3 protein-coding genes and 2 pseudogenes are annotated in these 2,036 nt (G+C 43.2%); 4 read left to right on the top strand and 1 reads right to left on the bottom strand.

What is annotated here, in order from left to right; genetic code table 11:
• The 4 genes and pseudogenes from GX117_14535 to GX117_14520 all read left to right on the top strand — a co-directional run bounded on the left by GX117_14535 (window position 1) and on the right by GX117_14520 (window position 1,559).
• Window positions 1-443, top strand: a pseudogene (locus tag GX117_14535) (DNA cytosine methyltransferase).
• Window positions 444-584: 141 nt separating this feature from the next.
• Window positions 585-692, top strand: a pseudogene (locus tag GX117_14530) (DNA (cytosine-5-)-methyltransferase).
• 132 nt (window positions 693-824) lie between these two features.
• Complete coding sequence (locus tag GX117_14525; protein NLO34546.1) at window positions 825-1,283, top strand: hypothetical protein; 459 nt, start codon at window positions 825-827, stop codon at window positions 1,281-1,283.
• Window positions 1,284-1,340: 57 nt separating this feature from the next.
• Complete coding sequence (locus GX117_14520) at window positions 1,341-1,559, top strand: hypothetical protein (protein ID NLO34545.1); 219 nt, start codon at window positions 1,341-1,343, stop codon at window positions 1,557-1,559.
• A 91-nt stretch (window positions 1,560-1,650) separates the two neighbouring features.
• Here GX117_14520 and GX117_14515 read toward each other — a convergent pair whose 3' ends face one another.
• The gene (locus tag GX117_14515) at window positions 1,651-1,815 is read right to left on the bottom strand and encodes a hypothetical protein (protein NLO34544.1); all 165 of its coding nucleotides are present in this window, start codon (window positions 1,813-1,815) and stop codon (window positions 1,651-1,653) included.
• Window positions 1,816-2,036: the final 221 nt, after the last annotated feature.

Here is a 2,036-nt window from a genome sequence, read left to right as displayed (position 1 = left end):
TTACAACGGTAGGGCAATGCGAATGGGCTGATTATCCAACAAAGGTATTGGAAAAGCATTGGCCTGATGTGCCGAGATGGAGGGATGTAAGGGATGTTACAGCAAAGTCTATTCGAGACAAGAGAACCAAAGAAATTACACTCTTATCAAGGGGGTTCCCTTGTCAGCCTCACAGCCTTGCAGGAAAGCGTAAGGCGTCTACTGACGAACGTGATTTGTGGGGCGAATTTGCACGAATCATTTGCGAAGTTAGACCAAGATGGGTGCTGGGTGAAAATGTTCCAGGGTTACTCACAAGTGAGGATGGACGGTTCTTTGGAAGAATTCTCAATGACTTGGCCGAACTGGGGTACAATGTCGGATGGTGTTGTTTTCCAGCATACACGGTTGGGGCAGTATTTTCCCGGGCCAGGGTATTCATTATTGCCAGCACCTATAGCAACGGACTACAAGGGGACATACAAAAATTATTCAAAACTGATAAATCACATACAATCCAAAGACCACCAAGTGAGAATATCAGAGCTGCTATTAGCTTGCGGAACGGAAAAATCCCAAATACCAACGGAATACGAAACACTTATGGGGTTCCCAATTGGATGGACAGAATTAAATGTTTAGGAAACGCTGTTGTACCACAACAGGTATATCCAATCCTGAAGGCAATAGCAGAGATAGAAAGGGGCGGTTAGTATGTGGTATTCAAATCCATTCATAATGCGGGTACCCCCAGGGCAAGACAGGGAGCCAGGTCCGGTATACACCCGAAAAATGACGCCTGAAGAACGGGAAAAATACGGGGAGATAAAAGAGGATCGGAGCCGGTGGACGGATGGGATTCGGTATATGCGGCGGAAAGGGCGGTGAATGAAATGCACGAAGGATATTTTGAAGAACAAAAGAAAGAGATTGAGCAGGTTGACAGCGTGGAGTTAGCAGACATTATTATGTATAATTTGCGGCGGCATAAAGGCTACACGCTGGACGACATAGCAAGGCTAACAAAATTTAAATCTGCTGCCATAGATCGCAAGGCGTTACATAGCACAACAATTATGAGGCATGTTGATAGAATGAGGGAAATTAAGGGAGAAGTAGTTTTAAGCCGTATGACGTTGAAACGGCTATACGAACAGGAAATGAAAACGCCGGAAGAAATAGCGGAAATATTATCGATAGGTCAAAGAACGGTTTACAGAAAATTAAAAGAATACAAAATGTTAAAGCCAAGAGATAGGGATAACGCAGGGCGATTTGTTCCATTTGCCAAAAAAGGCGTGTAGTGGCAAGTGGAAGTTATAAGCGGGTTTGGTAGATTTTGAACATGGGAGAGTGAAAAAATGGGCGCAAAAAAAGATGAAACAAAGTGCTTTGCAGCACGGAGCAGAAACTGTGAGGCGTTAGAATTGAAGATGAGCCAGTGTCCGGGATATGAAAAATGCGCATTTTACAAATCACGGCTTGAAAATAATAAGGCAAGGCGGAAAGCACGAGAACGGATAAAAAAGTTGCCAGAAGAAATCCAGATGCGCATATCAGACAAATATCAAAAAGTATAAAAAGCGTAAGCCCTGATTTGATTCAGGGCTTACGCTTAGATTGTTTTTAATACCGAACTTCCTCACTTTCTGCCCTTGCGGGCTTTGTTTATTATACTAATATTTTGTCTATGCCTTCTTTTATCTTTTCAGCAAGACCTATGGATTTTATATCCATTTCCCGTAAGGTTTCATTTGCTGTCCTTTGTGCGTCCTGCTTCGCTAAAACGGCAGCCAATTCTTTTATTGCTTTTTCGTTAAAAAGATTATCAAACATTTCATATCCTTCCTTTCTCCCCGGATATGCCGCCGGGGCCGGCTTGTGCGTGAATTATGCTTCAATAATTCGCTTTAATGCCCACTCCGCATTTTCATTAAGTAATCGTTGCCATGCCATATTTGATGGTGCCCACCTAAAACCATTTGATTTTAGGGTTTCCCGTGTCTTTTCGTCCGGCTTGCCGTCAAACATGAGCTGCAGCCGCATATCTTCTTTGT

The organism is Candidatus Hydrogenedentota bacterium, assembly GCA_012523015.1.
Classification (GTDB): Bacteria; Hydrogenedentota; Hydrogenedentia; order Hydrogenedentales; family CAITNO01; genus JAAYBJ01.
Note: the sequence above shows the minus strand (reverse complement) of the source record. Positions and strands in the feature narration are given on the sequence as shown.

Bases quoted from the DNA above. Each gene is read 5' to 3' on its own strand.
- GX117_14515 (NLO34544.1), bottom strand. From the start codon at position 1,815: ATGTTTGATAATCTTTTTAACGAAAAAGCAATAAAAGAATTGGCTGCC.
- GX117_14520 (NLO34545.1), top strand. From the start codon at position 1,341: ATGGGCGCAAAAAAAGATGAAACAAAGTGCTTTGCAGCACGGAGCAGA.